This window comes from Stenotrophomonas sp. HMWF023, assembly GCF_003060985.1.
GTDB classification, from domain to species: domain Bacteria; phylum Pseudomonadota; class Gammaproteobacteria; order Xanthomonadales; family Xanthomonadaceae; genus Stenotrophomonas; species Stenotrophomonas lactitubi.
On sequence record NZ_QAIJ01000175.1, the window covers coordinates 13,071 to 29,253 of the forward strand.

Below are 16,183 nucleotides of genomic sequence, written 5' to 3' on the forward strand. Positions count from 1 at the left end.
TCCGCCAGCTGGGCCTGCAGTTCGGCCACGGCCGCTTCCAGCTGGGCCACGCGCTCGGCCAGGCCGGGATCGGCCGCTTCGCTGCCACCGCCACTGCTGGCGTACTTCGCCGCCAACGCCGCGCCGTCCACTTCACCGCACAGCAGGTGCATGTAGCGGTCCTCGCGCTGGCCGCTGGCGCGCGGCAGCACCACCAGCAGGGCACGCTGCTGCAGGCGCTCGATGGCGTGGTGGGCTTCGTCGACATCGGCGAAGCGGTGCAGGCGCTCGGCACGGGTGACCAGTTCGCCAAGCGTCTGCGGCCCGCGCAGCAGCAGCAGGGCCAGCAGCACGGTCTGCTGCCGGGTCAGGTCCAGCGCGCTCTGCAGGCGATGCTCGTAGCGGTCGGCGCGCGAGGAGAAGTGCTGGCGCGCCAGGCCCAGGGTCTCCAGCTGGCGCAGCGCATGCTCCACGCTGCCGGCGCTCACGTTCATCACCGGCTCGCGGGCGGTCTTCTGGTTGGCGGCCGATTGCGCGGCGTTGACCGTCAGCGGGTAGGTGTCCGGGGTGGTGGCTTCCTTCTCCACCAGGCAGCCCAGCAGGCGCGCCTGTACGGCATCCAGCAGCGGAACGTCGGGGGTCTGGGCAGGGTCGGTCATGGCGGCTTCCGGAAGACAACAGGTCAACCACCAAGCATAGCCGTCCCGGCGGCGCCTTTGCCGGTAAAATGGGCGGGTATATCTGATTGCCGGTGAATCCATGCGTCGTCCCGTTTCCTTGTCCCTGACCCTGCTCGCCACCGCGGCGCTGGGCCTGTCCGCCTGCAAGCGCGTGGAAGCGCCTGCCGAAGCCGCCACCCCGCAAGCGCCGGCCGCTGCCGCCAAGGCAGACGGCGCGCTCGACGCGACCGCCAACGACAACCTCAATGCCGTGCTGTGGATGCAGCGCGCGCAGGAATACAAGGCGATCACCGAGCAGACCTACCGTGCTGCCGCCGACCACCTGGACGTCGCGCTGAAGGAAGCCCACTGGGATGCGCTGGTGCCGGAAGAGCGTGGCAACGAGGCCAAGGGCCTGAAGCCGGCCGTGGTGCTGGACGTGGATGAGACCGTGCTGGACAACTCGCCCTACCAGGCGCGCCTGGTGCGTGACGGCAAGGAATACGACGAACTCAGCTGGGACCAGTGGGTCGCCGAAAAGAAGGCCAAGGCCATTCCCGGCGTGGTCGACTTCGCCAAGGCTGCCAACGCCAAGGGCGTCACCCTGCTGTACATCTCCAACCGCGCCGTGCACCTGAAGGACGCGACCCTGGCCAACCTGCGCGAGCAGGGCCTGCCGGTGGCCGATGACAGCGTGTTCCTCGGTCTGGGCACGGTGGTTGAAGGCTGCGAGCAGGCCGGCAGCGAGAAGAACTGCCGCCGCCGCCTGGCCGGCCAGAAGTACCGCGTGCTGATGCAGTTCGGCGACCAGCTGGGTGACTTCGTGGAAGTGACCGCCAACACCAATGACGGCCGCGACGCGCTGCTGCAGCAGTATCACGACTGGTTCGGCGAGCGCTGGTGGATGCTGCCGAACCCGACCTACGGCGGCTTCGAGCCGGCGCAGTTCAACAACGATTACTCGCAGTCGCGCCAGGCCCGCCATGATGCCAAGCGTGCCGCGCTGGACTACGCGCCGTGAGCCGCGCCCCGCTGCCGCTGCGCGACGACGAGCGTCTGATCTTCGCGCTGGACGTGCCTGACCGCGTGCAGGCGCTGGAGTGGGTCGACCGCCTTGGCGACAGCGTGGCGTTCTACAAGATCGGCATGGAACTGCTCGCCTCCGGTGAGTACTTCCAGGTACTGGACGAACTGGCACGCCGCGACAAGCGCGTGTTCGTCGACCTCAAGTTCTTCGACATCCCGGCCACTGCCGCGGCGGTGATCAAGCGCCTGGCGCAGTGGCCGGTCAGCTACGCCACCATCCATGGCTGGCACCCGGCGATGATGGAGGCCTGCGCGGCCGCCAACAGCGGCGACATGCGCCTGCTGGCGGTGACCGTGCTGACCTCGATGGGCCGCGCGGACCTGGCGCAGATGGGCATCGACCGCGAACCAGTGGATGTCGTGGTCGAACGCGCGCTGGCCGCACAGGCCGCTGGCATCGACGGCGTGATCGCCTCCGGCCAGGAAGCCGGTCCGATCCGTGCCGCGACCGGCGCCGGTTTCTCGATCGTCTGCCCGGGCATCCGCCCCGGTGGCCCGGTCGGCGATGACCAGAAGCGCACCGTGGGGGTGGCGCAGGCCTTTGCCGATGGCGCCGATGCCATCGTGGTCGGTCGTCCGATTCGCCTGGCGTCCGATCCGCAGGCCGCAGCACGGGCGATCCAGCGGGAAATCGCGACGGCTCTGGCCGCGCGCTGAGCCACGCTCCGACGGCGGTCACGCCGGTACCACGAACGCCATCCCGCCAAATGCGGGATGGCGTTCGCATTTGTGTCTGTTGCCCTGACGCACCCGACCCCAGCCCGGGAAACTGTGCGCCACATCGCGCTGCGCGGGTGGAGCGACCTCTATCAATCGATGCACCAGCACGGACCGCGGCCGTGCCGGTTCCCACCATCGATAGAGGAATACACGGATATGTATCGCAGCACCTCTTTGCTGTTCGGCAGCCTGTTGGCCGCCGCCATCGTCTTTCCCGCTGCGGCGGCACCCCAGCCCCGCGAAGCGCCGCGCATCATCGGCGGCGAGGCTGCCAGGCCCGGTGACTACCCGTTCATGGTCAGCCTGCAGGGCGTTTCCTCCGGTGATACCGATTACGACCGACACTTCTGCGGCGGCACGCTCATCTCACCGTCCTGGGTGCTGACCGCCGCGCACTGCGTGGAGGGTGATCGTCCTGGTGATCTCGCCGTACTGGGCGGCGTCACTGCGCTGTCCACCGAACCGTCGACACGCGCATCCAACGTCACGGCCATCCATGTGCATCCGGCGTTCAACAGCGGCAATTCGCTGGAGCATGACGTCGCCTTGATCCACCTGAGTGCGCCGTTGGCCGATGCGCAGCCGGTGGCGCTGCGGTTGCGACCCGATGCCAGCTATCTCAAGCCAGGCAGGCAGTTCACGGTGATCGGCTGGGGCGACACCGATATCACCGACGGGCGCCTCTATCCCACCCAGCTGCAGACGGTGCAGACCCCGTTCGTGCCCTTCGCCGAGTGCCAGCAGGCGTATGCGGGCGAGTTGGCACGCGGCAAGGTCATCTGCGCCGGCCGCGAAGGGATCGACAGCTGCCAGGGCGATTCCGGCGGTCCGCTGCTGCTGCGCCTGCGCGAGGGCTGGACCCAGTTCGGTGTCGTCAGCTGGGGCGAAGGCTGCGCGCTGGCCGGCTACCCCGGCGTTTATGCCCGAATCGCCGAAAAACATGCCGTAGATTTCATAGAAGCGGTCTGGCAACGCGATTGATTCAATAAAATCAATTGGTTGAATGATGTTTTGTCATGTGTTGCGTTAACTTTGCGGGCAGCGTAGGATCGCCGCCATCCGGTCTTCGGGCCGGACATGCGCCACAACACTGTCCACCGGCCCTGCGCCGGTTTGAAGAGTCTGCGATCCCTGTGATCCGGGCTCTTTTTTTTGTCCGCCCGCTGTGGGGAGGCCCGTCGGCACATGGCGTGAATCCCCCGCGCAGCGCAGGCCATGGCAGAAACCGTGACGCCCCGGCTTGCCGCTGTCACGTCGCAGGCCGCAAGATGCGGACCGGTCCGGGGAGTCCGATTGCATGAGCGTTGTAGTGCGAGGAAGGTCTGCGCGGGGATGGGGACTGGCGGCCATGCTGCTGCTGGCCATCGCCGCGTGCCGTGAATCCGGCAATGATCCGGCCGCCGCGCCGGCCGAGCCTGTCGCCGCGGTACAGGCGATGGCGCAACGGCTGGCCGAGGACGATCTGGTCGGCTACGCAAAGCTGTCGGTGCCACCCAGCCAGTACCAGCGCCTGCAGCAGTCCTGGGCCGACGGCCACAGCCAGTGGCCGCTGACGGGACTGCCGCTCGGTGACCAGTTGCTGCCGATGCTGGCGGCGCTGCGTGAGCCCGGCGCCAGCGTGCAGCTGCAGCGCAGTTTCGACCGCCAGCTGGCCGGCCAGGCCCGCGCCGTACGCCAGGCCGCGCAGTCGATGGGCAATTTCGGAGTGCAGTACCTGCGGCACCAGAAGGGCTATACGCCCGGCCAGCAGGCGCACTACATCCAGCTGGTGCAGACCCTGGCGGCCTGGGCCCAGGACGCACCCATCAGCGACCGCGCCAGAGCCCGCAGCAGCATCGCCGCGCTCGTTGGTGCCGCGGCCAAGGTCGGTTTCCAGGACGACGCCGGCCTGCAGGCCGCGGGGATGGAAGGCAGCCTGCAGCAGTTGGCGCCGTTCATCCATACGGTGAAGGCCGTGCTGGCCAGCTATGGCCTGGGCGTGGACGAGGCGCTGCGCAGCGTGCGTGGTGAGCTGCTGTCGGTGGAGGGCGACAACGCCCTGGTGCGCCTGCAGTACGAGCTTGCCGGCCGCGCGATGACCGTGCAGGTACCGCTGAGCCGGCGCGAGGGCCACTGGTACCTGACCCGCACCCTGGCCGATACCGACGCCCTGTTGCGCCAGGCCGATGCCGCCCGCGCCGCCGCCGCGCCAGAGCCTGTGCCCGCCCCCGCAACCGATGGGGAAGCGGCAACGCCATCGGCTAAGCCATAATGACGTCGATGTCGAAACAGAACCCGCTGCCGTTCCCCGGCGAAGAATCCCAGCAGACGCCCGCCGACACGGCGCCGGCGTCCCCCTCGACCGACGCCGGCACGCCGCCAGCGGCGACGCCCGTGCACGCGCGTCCTGCCGGCCGCCGCCCGCTGTGGGCGCGCCTGCTCGGGCGTCTGGTGGAACCCTGGCTGTCGCTGAAGATCGAGCCGGAAGACCCGGGTCAGTACAACGATGGCCGCCCGGTCATGTACGTGCTGGAAGACTACGGCCTGTCCAACGCGCTGATCTTGGACAAGGCCTGCCGCCAGGCTGGCCTGCCGTCGCCGCTGGTGCCGCTGGCCGGTGACCCCACCGGCCGCAAGCGCGCCTACCTGGCCCTGTCGCGCCGCAGCTCCAGCAACTCGCTGATTCCCGAACAGCGCGGGGCCAAGACCCATTCCGATTCGCTGGCCAAGGTCCTGCAGGCCCATCGCGTGCGCGACGACCTGGATGTGCACCTGGTGCCGGTATCGATCTTCGTCGGCCGCGCCCCGGACAAGCAGAGCGGCTGGTTCGCCGTGCTGTTCTCGGAAAACTGGGCGCTGGTCGGCCGCTTCCGCCGACTGCTGGCGGTGCTGCTCAATGGCCGTAGCACGATCGTGCGCTTTGCTCCGCCGATCTCGCTGCGTTCGACCATCGACGAGGGCCTGGAGCCCGAGCGAACGGTGCGCAAGCTGCAGCGCGTGCTGCGTACCCATTTCCGCCGCATCCGCGAGTCGGTGATCGGCCCTGACCTGTCGACCCGGCGCCTGCTGGTGGACCAGGTGCTGGCCGCCGAGACGGTGCGCGAAGCGATCGCCTCCCAGGCCAAGCGCGACAACAGCAAAACCAGCGATGCCTGGAAGAAGGCGCACGCCTACGCCTGGGAAATCGCTGCGGACTATTCCAGCCCGGCGGTGCGCTCGGCCAGCTTCATGCTCAGCCACGTGTGGAACCGCATCTACGCAGGCGTGCTGGTGCACCATCTGGACAAGTTCAAGGCTGCTGCACCGGGCCACGAAGTGGTCTACGTGCCCAGCCACCGCAGCCACATGGATTACCTGCTGCTGTCCTACCTGCTGTACGACCGTGGCATCGTGCCGCCGCACATCGTGGCCGGCATCAACCTGAACCTGCCGGTGGTCGGCACGCTGCTGCGCAAGGGCGGTGCGTTCTTCATCCGCCGCTCGATCCGCGGCAACGCGCTGTATTCAGCGGTGCTCAGCGAGTACGTGGCGCAGCTGGTCGCAGGCGGCTACTCCATCGAATACTTCGTCGAGGGTGGGCGCTCGCGTACCGGTCGCCTGCTGCAGCCCAAGGGCGGCATGATCTCGATGACCCTGCGCGCGTTCCTGCGCCAGCCGCGCAAGCCGGTGCTGTTCCAGCCCATCTACATCGGCTACGAGAAGCTGATGGAGGGCGGCAGCTACCTGGATGAACTGTCCGGGCGGCCGAAGGAAAAGGAATCGATCTGGCAGCTGCTGTGGGGCATCCCCAAGGTGCTCAAGCAGAACTACGGCCAAGTGGTGGTGAACTTCGGTGAGCCGATCGCGCTGAACGACGTGCTGGCCGAAAAGGCCCCGGAGTGGGGTGGCGAGGCGGTGTCCGAGGACGAGAAGCCATCGTGGCTGTCGACCACCGTCGACACCCTGGCCGAGCGCATCCAGGTACGCATCAACGGCGCCGCCGACGTCAATCCGATCAACCTGCTGGCGCTGGCCCTGCTGTCCACGCCCAAGCATGCGATGGGCGAGGCCGACCTGATCGCGCAGATCGAGCTGTGCAAGACCCTGCTGGTCGAGATGCCGTATTCGGGCCGGGTGACGGTGACCCCGCACTCGCCGGAGCGGATCATCGCCCACGCCGAAGAGATCAACGTCCTTACCCGCATCAAGCACCCGCTGGGCGACGTGCTCAGCGTCAGCGGCGATACCGCGGTGCTGCTGAGCTACTTCCGCAACAACGTGGTGCACCTGTTCACCGCGTCGTCTTGGGTGGCCTGCTGCTTCCAGAACAACCGCCGCATGAGCCGCACCGGCCTGGTGCAGCTGGGCCGCACGGTGTACCCGTTCCTGCAGGCCGAGCTGTTCCTGCCATGGACCGAGGACGAGTTCGCCCAGCGCATCGACCAGACCATCGACGTGTTCGTGCGTGAGGGCCTGCTGCAGAACGTCAACGAAGACGACGGCGGCATCCTTGCGCGCAATACCGGGCAGACCGACGAAGTGTTCCGCCTGCGTGCGATCGGCCATTCGCTGCAGCAGGCGTTCGAGCGCTATTACATCGCCATTTCGGTGCTGGTGAAGAACGGCCCGGGCACGCTCGGCGCCGCCGAGCTGGAAAGCCTGTGCCAGCAGGCCGCGCAGCGCCTGAGCCTGCTCTACGCTCCGGCCGCGCCGGAGTTCTTCGACAAGTCGCTGTTCCGCGGCTTCATCCAGAAGCTGCGCGAACTGCGCCTGGTATGGCCGGACGAGAACAGCAAGCTGTTGTTCGACGATCGCCTGGACGCCTGGGCCAAGGATGCCAAGTTCATCCTCGGCCGCGAACTGCGCCACACCATCGAACGGGTCAGCCCGGAAGCGGCGCGCCCGGACGAACCGGCACCGCAGGATTGAACCTGCGGCGCCTGTCGGGCCTGGCCGCGTTGATCGCGGCCGCAGGCCTAGCGGCTGCTTCGGTGCAGGCTGCAGAGGTCTGCGTGGACGATAACCTGCCCGGGCGGCTGGCCGATGCGCCGGTGCGCCTGTGTGTCGAGGCAAAGGCCGGGCAACCGGCGCGCTACCGTCTGTGGCTGGCTGGCGAGGTGCGTATCAGCGGTGATGAACCCGCCGCTCGCCAGGGTCTTGGCGGTGACTGGTACGGCCATCCGCTGGGGCTGCGCTGTATCGGTGCGGGCAACGTGCGCCGCTGCGACCTGACCGTGGACGGCGAGGCAGCCTGGAGTGCGGAGCTGGTGCTGCCGCGTTGATGCAGGGCCCCATCCACGCATGGCGTGGATCTACTGGAGACGTCCCAGCATGGCGTGGATCCATAGGTTGCCGGGTCGTTACCGGACTTCGGGGCGGGCGTAGGCCTGCAGTAGATCCACGCCATGCGTGGATGGGCCACCGGTTACGCCGGCTCGTCCGGAATCTGCAGGCTTTCCAGCTTGGTGATGCAGTCCTTCAACTGCAGCTTGCGCCGCTTCAGGCGCTTGAACTCCAGCTCATCCTCGCCGTTGGCGGCCATGCGCGCGATCTGTTCATCCAGCGACCGGTGCTCGGCACGCAGGGCGACGAGGTGTTCGACGATTTCGGCGGGGTTGTAGGTGTCCACGGTCTCCGAGCATACACAGCGACGATGACTGCAGGGAGAGGGGAATCCCGACCCCGGGTCCAGGCTGCCGCAAGCCGGTAGAATGGAGCCATGTCTGCCGTGATCTCCCTGCCCGATCCCCCGCAGCGCGTTTCGCGCGATCCGCGCGTGGCCGGGCGCGGGGCGGACAAGCTGGGCAAGCACCTGCGCCGCCAGGTCGGCCAGGCCATCGCCGACTTCGGCATGATCGAAGCCGGCGACAAGGTCATGGTCTGCCTGTCTGGCGGCAAGGACAGCTACACCCTGCTGGACCTGCTGCTGCAGCTGCAGAAAAAGGCGCCGGTGCCGTTCGAACTGGTAGCGGTGAACCTGGACCAGAAACAGCCCGGTTTCCCCGAGCACGTCCTGCCGGAGTACCTGGCCGGGCTGGGCGTGCCGTACCAGATCATCGAGCAGGACACGTATTCGGTGGTCAGCCGGGTCATCCCGGAAGGCCGGACGATGTGTTCGCTGTGCTCGCGCCTGCGCCGTGGCGCGCTGTACAACCACGCCAAGGTGCACGGCTTCAGCAAGATCGCCCTGGGCCATCATTGCGATGACGTGGTGGCCACGTTTTTCCTGAACCTGTTCCACCATGCCAAGCTGGCCGCCATGCCACCGAAGCTGCTCAGCGACGATGGACAGCACGTGGTGATCCGCCCGCTGGCGTACGTGCGCGAGCACGACATCGCCCAGTACGCGCAGGCCCGCCGTTTTCCGATCATTCCCTGCACCCTGTGCGGCAGCCAGGAAAACCTGCAGCGTCGGCAGGTCGGCCTGATGCTCAAGCAGTGGGACCAGGACCATCCCGGGCGCATCGAACAGATCGCACGTGCGATGGCCGACGTGCGACCTGCGCAGCTGGCCGATGCCGCCCTGTTCGATTTCATGGCCCTGGGCCGCCGTGGCGATGCGGCGCATGCCGATGCCTGGCTGGCCGACGCAGTTCCCGAGACGCCTGCCGTTTAAGGTCGGGCGCCCTTCTTCTTCAGACACCGGAATTCCATGTTCTTTCGCAACCTGACGTTCTTCCGCTTCCCGACCACCACTGATTTTTCCGAAGTCGACACCCTGCTGCCGCACGCCCTGCTCAAGCCGGTCGGCGCGCTGGAAATGAACTCGCGTGGTTTCATCTCGCCGTTCGGCCGCGAAGAGAAGGAAGCTCTCTCGCACCGCATTGCCGAACACCTGTGGCTGACCGTCGGTGGCGAGGACAAGATCCTGCCCGGCGCGGTGGTCAACGACCTGCTCGAGCGCAAGCTGGAAGAGATCGAAGAGAAGGAAGGCCGCCGCCCCGGTGGCCGCGAGCGCAAGCGCATGAAGGACGACCTGCTGCATGAACTGCTGCCGCGCGCCTTCGTGAAGTCCTCGCGCAACGACGCTTTCATCGACCAGCTGCACGGCTACGTGGTGGTGGACACCTCCAGCCGCAAGACCGGCGAATACTTCATGTCCGACATCCGTGGCCTGCTCGGCAGCTTCCCGGCAATGCCGCTGAACGCTGAAGTCGCGCCGCGTTCGATCCTGACCGGCTGGATCGCCGGCGAGCCCCTGCCCACCGGCTTCAGCCTGGGTGAGGAGTGCGAGATGAAGGATCCGGTGGAAGGTGGCGCGGTGGTCAAGTGCCAGCACCAGGAACTGCGCTGCGACGAGATCGACAAGCACCTGGACGCCGGCAAGCAGGTGACCAAGCTGGCCCTGGTGTTCGAGGACAACCTGTCCTTCGTGCTGGGCGACGACCTGATCGTGCGCAAGCTGAAGTTCCTGGACGGCGCGCTGGACCAGCTGGAGCACGCGGACGAAGACGGCCGCCGCGCCGAATTCGACGCCCGCTTCGCCCTGCAGAGCGCGGAGATCCGTCGCCTGTTCCTGCTGCTGGAAGAAGCCTTCAAGCTCAGCAAGGCTGACTGAACAGGCAGGCCGTCGGCCGCCGGTCATCCGGCGGCCCTACACGGCGCTATGCTGGGACCATGAGCCGTCTGCTGCGCCGCCTGATCTCGCCGGTCCCTGCCGCCACCGTACAGCGCGACACCGTTCGCCTGCGGCTGGAGGATGTCGAGATCGAGGTACTGCGCGTGCGCGATCCGCGCGCGCGCCGGATCAAGCTCAGCGTCGATGAGCGCGGTGCACGACTGACGTTGCCGCCGCGCGCCAGCCTGGTGATGGGCGAGCGTTTCCTTGAACAGCATCGCGACTGGCTGGGCCTGCAGCTGCGCCTTTACCAGGGGCATGGACTGCCCGCCGCGTTGCAGCCCGGCGTTGAAGGTGTGCTGCCGCTGCGCGGCGAACTGTTGCCGCTGCGTTGGCAGGAAGGCCGCTACGCACGACTGGAAATCGACGAACACGGCGCCTGCGTGCAATGGCCGAGCCGTGGCGGCGACGCGACCCTGCGCCGCCTGCTGCGCGAGTTCTACGAAGCACAGACCCGCGCCGATGTCGGCCGCTGGCTGCCGAAGTACCTGCCCGGCCTGCCGCGCGCACCCAGCCGCCTGCGCTTGAAGGTGATGTCCTCGCAATGGGGCTCGCTGGCCCCCGACGGCAGCATGGCGTTGGACCTGGCACTGGTACTGGGCAGCCCCGCCGCGTTCGAATACGTGCTGGTGCACGAACTCTGCCACCTGATCCAGGCCAACCACTCGCCGGCGTTCTGGCACGAAGTGGAACAGCGCTTCCCCGACTGGCGCGCGCAGCGCGACTATTTCCAGCTGGAAGGGCGACGCCTCAAGGCCATGCTCCGGCAGCTGCTGTAGCGCTCGCGCTACAGCAGCTGCCCGCGCATTCCTCCTCTACCCCCGCCTTCGGCGCGCCCCTTCAACAGAAGGGGCTCCACTCCAGAGAGGGTATCGAGCACCCGAGCATGGGCTGCGGCTACAAAAGCGCGCGCAGCGCGCGATTCGCTGCTGCTCTTGATCTTCTTTTTCTCTTCCGTGGCTGGACGCGCACGGAAACTGTCTGAGGTCGGGCGGGTGGGTCATGCAGGGGCGTTGGCGCCATGGATGGCGCCATCGAGCTTACAAGGGTGAGGGCGCTTTGCTTGCGAAGCACTGCTTCGCAAGCGACCGAACGCACAGCCGCCAGCGGCTGGGCCGGGCCCCGGAGGGGGACTTGCAGCGACCCCTGCGCAATCCATCCCGTCCGGCCAAGCATAGCTTTTGATTTGAACGGCCACCACGAGGGGCTCAGCCGTTGGCCGAAAACCTCATCGACCCACGCGCAATGCCGCAGCATCCGCCCATCGCGCCGCCACCCGCGGAGCGGTGATGCACACCGCCTGATCGGTCACCGTAGTCACTGCCCGCTCCAGCAGCTGGATGTCCGCCTCGTGCTGGCGCGCCACATGCGGATCCTCGAAGAAGATCGCACGCTGGCAGCGACCTTCCAGCACGCGGTCGGCAATCTGCGCATCGCCGCCCATCGGGCCGCTCTGGTAGCGCGTCACCCATGCCGTATCCGCGGGCCAGCCGCGGCTCCAGGCCAGCTCGTTCAAGCGCTGGCCGGTGGTACCGGTGGCTACACGTTCGCCGAAGCGCGCCAGCACGTCGAAGTGTTCATCGGCGAACGCCAGCATGGCCGGCTTCATCGCATCGTGCGCGATCAACGCCAGTGTCTGCCCTTCGAAGGCATGCAGCTCGTCGGCGCCGGCATCGGCGGCCAGGCCAGCATGGATGCGCTCCACCTCGATCCAGTCGCGGGCGGTGGCCACGGTGGAAATGAAAGGCTTGCCGTGGATCACACACTGGCGCTTGAGCGCGGTCGCCTCGGGGAACACCGAGGAGGGGTCGACCGGATCCATCAGGTAGACCGCACCGTCCAGCGTACGCTCGGCGCCCATGCCCACCACTTCGGCCACCAGCTTCATCAACCCGCCTTCGCGACCGTACGGATAGCGCTGCAGGCCGTCGTAACCGGCAAGGAAGCCGTTGCGCTGGATCGCATCGTGGGTACGGCCGACCGCACACAGTGTCACGCCCAGTTCGCGCAGCCCGGGTTCGCTGGCGCGCAACCAGCGGAACAGTGCCGCGTGCGCGTCGTTGTGATGGAGACGGTTGGCGGCCAGGCCGATGCGCATCGAAAGCTCCGGGATCGGTAGAAGCGGCAGTGTATGTCGCTATTGACGGTTTCGGAGGGTTTTACACATTTCCTCATTGTTGCTGGGAAGTGCGTCGCTAGCGTGGCAGGAGGTCGCACCGCGATGCGGCCATGCCCCTGCCTGCGACATGAGGATGTCCACCGTGAATGTCGCTGGCCCGTTGGCCCGCATCGTAGTCCTGTCGCTGTTGTCGGCGCAGGCCTGGGCCGGACAGTGCGAAGGCCCCATCCTGCTTGCCTACCCCGCCGACCGTGCGCCGTTGTCATCCAGTCTGGACGACACGCCACAGGGCCTGGTGGCGGTCTACCTGGCGCTGCTGCAGGAGCAGTACCCCACGCTGCGCGCCACACCCGTAGCTGCGACGGCGCTGGCTGCCGCCGCGCTGCCTGCCGGGACCCACGCCGTGCTCGGCTGGCCACGCGAGCAGAAGCCGAAAGGCTGGATGGCCAGCGTGCCCTACCTGCAGGTGCCGCAGGTGATCGTGCGACGCCCCGACGCGCTGCCGATCATCGGCCTGGCTGGACTGCACGGTCGCGGCGTGGCCAGCCTCGACATCGTGCCGCTTGCCAGGATGCTGGAGGAGTCGGGTGCGGCCGTGCCGCTGCTGCAGGTGGCGACATTGGACACGGCACTGCGGCTGCTGATCAGCGGCCAGGTCGATGCGGTGGTGGGCAACCTGGTGGACGTGGAAGCCACGCTGCGCAATCAGCCGGGCGACGCGCTGGACGTGGCAGCGCCTGCCGGCTTCAGCGACGCACTGGTATTGGCCGCACTGCCGGCGTGCGCGCATCTGGTGGCCCGCTTCAACCAGCTGCAGGCAGGCATGACACAGGAGCAGCGCGAGGCATTGCGGGCACACTGGATCGTGACGTCCCCTCGTCGCGGCCACACGCCGGTGTCGCCCCTGCGCGGGTCGATCGCTGTGCTGCTGGTGCTGCTGACGATGGGTCTGGTGTATGCGTTCGGCTACTGGCGGCTGCACCGCGAAGGCCTGCGCAGGCAGGCGCTGGAACATCGCCTGCAGGACGTCACCGCCAACCTGCCGGCAGTGGTGTACCAGGCGCGGCGCAGCAGCACCGGCGAGTACAGCGTTCCCCACATTGCCGGCGACGTGCATGCCCTGTTCGGGATCAGCGTGGATACCGCGCGGGTCGACCATGGCAGCCTGCTGGCAGCCGTCCATCCGCAGGACCGCCGCTCGGTGCTGGCCTGCGTCGATGCCGCCGCACTGGTGCGTGGGCCGATCGACATCACCTTCCGCACGCGCGGCCCCAACGGCTGGCGCTGGGTACGTTCGCACGGGCGACCGATTGCCTGCAGCGACAGCGGCGTGGAATGGAGCGGATACTGGATGGATGTCACCGAGGCACGCGCACGTACGCAGGCGTTGAACGATGCCCGGCGTGATGCGGAGCAGGATGCTGCCGCGAAGACCCACTTCCTGGCCACCATGAGCCACGAGATCCGCACGCCGATGAGCACCCTGCTGGGAATGCTGGAGCGCTTCGGCAGCGGTGCACTGGATGCGCGCCAGCGCCAGGTACTGGCGACCATCGATGATGCCGCGCAGATGCTGCGACAGATCCTCGACGACGTGCTGCACAGCCAACGCCTGCAGTCCGGCCCACAGCCACCGCAGTGCCTGCCCACCGACCTGGCCGAGCTGCTGCGGGCGGTGCAGCGTCTGCTGGTACCGGTGGCGGCAAGCAAGGGGCTGCATCTGCGCTGCGAGGTGGATCCCGCGCTGCAGCGTGGGTCGTTGGCCGATGCGCTGCGTCTGCGCCAGATCCTGTTCAACCTGGCGGGCAACGCGCTGAAATTCACCCTGCAGGGCGGAGTGGACCTGCAGGTGCGGGTGCTGCAGCAGCGCGAACACGGCCAGCAGCTGCGGCTGCAGGTGACCGATACTGGAGTGGGCATCAGCCGCGAGCGCCAGCGCGCGGTGTTCGCAGCGTTTACCCAGGCCGATGCTTCCACCACCCGGCGCTTCGGCGGCAGCGGCCTGGGCCTGGCGATCTGCCGGGAGCTGGCGGCGTCGATGGGCGGACAACTGCACCTGTGCAGCACGCCGGGCGCGGGCACCACGGTGTGGCTGGACCTGTACCTGCCGGCCTGCGAGGCGCCATCGGCGGGGCCTCGTGATGGCGCGGCTGGCCTGCAGGTGTTGCCGCCGGTGCGGGTACTGGTTGCCGAAGACCATCCCACCAACCTGCAGTTGCTGGTCCAGCGGCTGCAGGAACTGGGCCTGCATGTGCATGCCACCGCCAATGGCGAGCAGGCCTGGCAGGCGTGGCAGACGCAACGGTTCGCGCTGGTCATCACCGACTGCCACATGCCGGGCATGGACGGCTTTGCCCTGGCCCGCGCGATCCGCGCCGATCCGCGGGCCGATGCGGCAAGGGTGCCGATCATCGCGTTGACCGCCAGCGTGCTCGACAGTACCCGTCAGGCCTGCCTCGACGCTGGCATCGATCGTTTCATCGCCAAGCCGGTCGACCGCCAGGCACTGCATGCCGCCCTGGCCGCAGCGCTGATGCCGCTCGGTCTGTCAGTGCGCCAGTAACCGCGCGATGCTGGCAGCAGCGTCGCGACCTTCGGCCACCGCGGTCACCACCAGGTCGGCACCGCGCACTGCGTCGCCACCGGCGAACAGGCGGGGATGGGCGGTCTGGAAGGGCAGCTTGCCCTTGCCTCCGGCAAGGATGCGGCCGTTGGCCTGGCCTTCCACGCCATGCTCGGCCAGCCACGACGGCACGCTGGGCGAGAAACCGAACGCGATGATCACCACGTCCGCTTCCAGCAGCGACTCGCTGCCCCCGATCTGCACCGCGTTCTGGCGGCCGTTGGCATCGGGTTCGCCCAGCCGCGTCTCGATGACCGTCACCCCGATCACTTCGTCATCGGCGCCGGCTTCGATCGACAGCGGCTGGCGGTTGAACAGGAAGCGCACGCCTTCCTCGCGTGCATTGGCCACTTCGCGCGCGCTGCCCGGCATGTTGGCTTCGTCGCGGCGGTAGGCGCAGGTGACCTTGGCTGCGCCCAGACGCACCGCACTGCGCACGCAGTCCATGCCGGTGTCGCCACCGCCGAGGACCACCACACGCTTGCCATTGAGATCGGGCAGGGCGATCTGGTCTTCCCAGCCGGCGATCGGCCGGCCCTGCGGATCATCGCCGCCGACGATGCGGCTGTTCTGCACCAGGAACGGCAGCGCCGGCAGCACGCCCTTCAGGTCCTGGCCATCGAGGCCACCATCGGTGTAGCGGTAGGCGCCGGTACCAACGAATACCGCATCATGGGTGTCCAGCAGCTGCTGCAGGCTGACGTCGCGGCCGATTTCCACGCCCAGGCGGAACTGCACGCCCATGCCTTCAAGCACGTCGCGTCGGCGGCGGATCACATCCTTGTCCAGCTTGAAACTGGGGATGCCGAACTGCAGCAGACCACCGACCTGCTCGTAGCGGTCGTAGACCACCGCGGTGATGCCGGCATGCGCCAGGCGGTCGGCACAGGCCAGGCCCGCCGGCCCGGCACCGATCACGGCCACCGTGTGGCCGGTGGGCTGTACAGCGGTCATGTCCGGCCGCCAGCCGGTGGCCAGGGCGGTGTCGACGATGTACTTCTCCACCGCGCCGATGGTGACCGCGCCAAACTCCTCCAGCGTGCAGCTGCCTTCGCACAGACGGTCCTGCGGGCACACCCGGCCGCACACTTCCGGCAGCGGGTTGGTGCTGTGGCATAGCGTGGCCGCTTCATGGATGCGGTTTTCCTGCACCAGCTGCAGCCATTGCGGAATGGCGTTGTGCACCGGGCACTTCCAGCTGCAGTACGGGTTGCCGCAGTCCAGGCAGCGGCCGGCCTGGTACTGGGCATCTTCCTTGCCGAACTTTCCGTACAGCTCACCCCAGTCGCCGGAGGTGCGCAGTTCGACCGGGATGCGCTGCGGCATGGTCCGGGGCAGGTCGAGGAACTGGAAGGCGTGCTTGCGGCTCATGGCGGGCTCTGTGGTGTTTTCCGGATGCCGGCCAGCGGCCGGCACTACAG

General features: G+C 67.8%; 14 protein-coding genes. 10 read left to right on the forward strand and 4 right to left on the reverse strand.

The window, feature by feature from the left end; translation table 11 throughout:
• On the reverse strand, positions 1-638 hold a 638-nt coding region (locus tag DBR20_RS09485; protein ID WP_108266020.1), incomplete at its 3' end, for a DUF480 domain-containing protein.
• Positions 639-738: 100 nt separating this feature from the next.
• Here DBR20_RS09485 and DBR20_RS09490 point away from each other — a divergent pair.
• The 6 genes from DBR20_RS09490 (at position 739) to DBR20_RS09515 (ending at position 7,684) form a co-directional block, all read left to right on the forward strand.
• A complete protein-coding gene (locus DBR20_RS09490; protein ID WP_100554315.1) occupies positions 739-1,659 on the forward strand; it encodes a 5'-nucleotidase, lipoprotein e(P4) family in 921 nt (306 codons plus the stop codon).
• Positions 1,656-2,381, forward strand: a complete 726-nt coding sequence (gene pyrF, locus DBR20_RS09495) for an orotidine-5'-phosphate decarboxylase (protein WP_108266001.1) — start codon at positions 1,656-1,658, stop codon at positions 2,379-2,381. Before DBR20_RS09490 ends, pyrF begins: the two co-directional genes overlap by 4 nt.
• Positions 2,382-2,600: 219 nt before the next feature.
• Positions 2,601-3,425: a serine protease gene (locus DBR20_RS09500; protein WP_108266002.1), complete on the forward strand. Its 825-nt coding sequence runs from the start codon at positions 2,601-2,603 to the stop codon at positions 3,423-3,425.
• A gap of 316 nt (positions 3,426-3,741) precedes the next feature.
• Positions 3,742-4,695, forward strand: a complete 954-nt coding sequence (locus DBR20_RS09505; protein WP_108266003.1) for a hypothetical protein — start codon at positions 3,742-3,744, stop codon at positions 4,693-4,695.
• On the forward strand, positions 4,695-7,331 hold the full coding sequence (plsB, locus tag DBR20_RS09510) for a glycerol-3-phosphate 1-O-acyltransferase PlsB (protein WP_108266004.1): 2,637 nt from the start codon (positions 4,695-4,697) through the stop codon (positions 7,329-7,331). Before DBR20_RS09505 ends, plsB begins: the two co-directional genes overlap by 1 nt.
• Complete coding sequence (locus tag DBR20_RS09515) at positions 7,328-7,684, forward strand: hypothetical protein (RefSeq protein WP_108266005.1); 357 nt, start codon at positions 7,328-7,330, stop codon at positions 7,682-7,684. Before plsB ends, DBR20_RS09515 begins: the two co-directional genes overlap by 4 nt.
• 143 nt (positions 7,685-7,827) lie before the next feature.
• Here DBR20_RS09515 and DBR20_RS09520 read toward each other — a convergent pair whose 3' ends face one another.
• Positions 7,828-8,031, reverse strand: a complete 204-nt coding sequence (locus DBR20_RS09520; RefSeq protein WP_032978412.1) for a YdcH family protein — start codon at positions 8,029-8,031, stop codon at positions 7,828-7,830.
• Between the two features lie 90 nt (positions 8,032-8,121).
• Between DBR20_RS09520 and ttcA the strand changes: the two genes are divergently transcribed.
• Genes ttcA through DBR20_RS09535 form a run of 3 tightly spaced genes read left to right on the forward strand, consistent with a single transcriptional unit; the run spans position 8,122 to position 10,799 of the window.
• Positions 8,122-9,018, forward strand: a complete 897-nt coding sequence (ttcA, locus tag DBR20_RS09525; RefSeq protein ID WP_108266006.1) for a tRNA 2-thiocytidine(32) synthetase TtcA — start codon at positions 8,122-8,124, stop codon at positions 9,016-9,018.
• Between the two features lie 36 nt (positions 9,019-9,054).
• Positions 9,055-9,960, forward strand: a complete 906-nt coding sequence (locus DBR20_RS09530) for a recombination-associated protein RdgC (RefSeq protein ID WP_108266007.1) — start codon at positions 9,055-9,057, stop codon at positions 9,958-9,960.
• 59 nt (positions 9,961-10,019) lie between these two features.
• Positions 10,020-10,799, forward strand: coding sequence for a SprT family zinc-dependent metalloprotease (locus tag DBR20_RS09535; protein WP_108266008.1), 780 nt, complete (start codon positions 10,020-10,022; stop codon positions 10,797-10,799).
• A gap of 449 nt (positions 10,800-11,248) precedes the next feature.
• Here DBR20_RS09535 and DBR20_RS09540 read toward each other — a convergent pair whose 3' ends face one another.
• Positions 11,249-12,118 (reverse strand): methylglyoxal synthase, encoded by an 870-nt coding sequence (locus DBR20_RS09540; RefSeq protein ID WP_108266009.1) that lies wholly within the window; start codon positions 12,116-12,118, stop codon positions 11,249-11,251.
• A 154-nt stretch (positions 12,119-12,272) separates the two neighbouring features.
• Here DBR20_RS09540 and DBR20_RS09545 point away from each other — a divergent pair, with 154 nt between their 5' ends.
• Positions 12,273-14,702, forward strand: coding sequence for a response regulator (locus DBR20_RS09545; protein WP_258223273.1), 2,430 nt, complete (start codon positions 12,273-12,275; stop codon positions 14,700-14,702).
• On the opposite strand, the gene DBR20_RS09550 is transcribed toward DBR20_RS09545, so the two are convergent.
• Positions 14,688-16,133 carry an FAD-dependent oxidoreductase gene (locus DBR20_RS09550; RefSeq protein ID WP_108266011.1) on the reverse strand — a complete coding sequence of 482 codons (1,446 nt, stop codon included), beginning with the start codon at positions 16,131-16,133 and terminating at the stop codon, positions 14,688-14,690. The two genes, DBR20_RS09545 and DBR20_RS09550, sit on opposite strands and share 15 nt — an antisense overlap.
• Positions 16,134-16,183 lie beyond the last annotated feature (50 nt).

What these genes read in the sequence shown, in the direction of transcription:
- DBR20_RS09490 (WP_100554315.1), top strand. Translation starts at nt 739, where the DNA reads ATGCGTCGTCCCGTTTCCTTGTCCCTGACCCTGCTCGCCACCGCGGCG.
- DBR20_RS09500 (WP_108266002.1), top strand. Translation starts at nt 2,601, where the DNA reads ATGTATCGCAGCACCTCTTTGCTGTTCGGCAGCCTGTTGGCCGCCGCC.
- DBR20_RS09505 (WP_108266003.1), top strand. Translation starts at nt 3,742, where the DNA reads ATGAGCGTTGTAGTGCGAGGAAGGTCTGCGCGGGGATGGGGACTGGCG.
- plsB (WP_108266004.1), top strand. Translation starts at nt 4,695, where the DNA reads ATGACGTCGATGTCGAAACAGAACCCGCTGCCGTTCCCCGGCGAAGAA.
- ttcA (WP_108266006.1), top strand. Translation starts at nt 8,122, where the DNA reads ATGTCTGCCGTGATCTCCCTGCCCGATCCCCCGCAGCGCGTTTCGCGC.
- DBR20_RS09530 (WP_108266007.1), top strand. Translation starts at nt 9,055, where the DNA reads ATGTTCTTTCGCAACCTGACGTTCTTCCGCTTCCCGACCACCACTGAT.
- DBR20_RS09535 (WP_108266008.1), top strand. Translation starts at nt 10,020, where the DNA reads ATGAGCCGTCTGCTGCGCCGCCTGATCTCGCCGGTCCCTGCCGCCACC.
- DBR20_RS09540 (WP_108266009.1), bottom strand. Translation starts at nt 12,118, where the DNA reads ATGCGCATCGGCCTGGCCGCCAACCGTCTCCATCACAACGACGCGCAC.
- DBR20_RS09545 (WP_258223273.1), top strand. Translation starts at nt 12,273, where the DNA reads ATGTCCACCGTGAATGTCGCTGGCCCGTTGGCCCGCATCGTAGTCCTG.
- DBR20_RS09550 (WP_108266011.1), bottom strand. Translation starts at nt 16,133, where the DNA reads ATGAGCCGCAAGCACGCCTTCCAGTTCCTCGACCTGCCCCGGACCATG.